Origin of the sequence: Verrucomicrobium sp. 3C, from assembly GCF_000379365.1 — a bacterium.
Classification (GTDB): domain Bacteria; phylum Verrucomicrobiota; class Verrucomicrobiia; order Methylacidiphilales; family Methylacidiphilaceae; genus Methylacidimicrobium.
Map to the genome: position 1 here is coordinate 286,287 of NZ_KB901876.1, position 235 is coordinate 286,521.

Genomic DNA, 235 nt, shown 5'->3' on the forward strand with positions numbered 1-235 from the left:
ACCACGAGAGCTCTTTACCCTCGCAGCTTGTGGTGGTTTGAAGACTGCCCCTGCAGGCCGTCTTCGGAGGACCTTCCTCCATCTCCGATAAAGCTAACCCGCTCCACTGCGAAGCCAGGTCCCACAGCACACGACCGCCTTATTTCTGACCGCTCCCTCATCCCGGATCTTGACCCGCAACGCATCAAAGAAGACGACCGGATACATCCTCTCCAGCGGCCGGCTCTGCCACTCG

Annotated in this window: 1 pseudogene; it reads right to left on the reverse strand. The window is 59.6% G+C overall.

The features are described from left to right. Window positions 1-132: 132 nt before the first annotated feature. Window positions 133-235, reverse strand: a pseudogene (locus A37A_RS22185) (transposase); the annotation flags it as partial.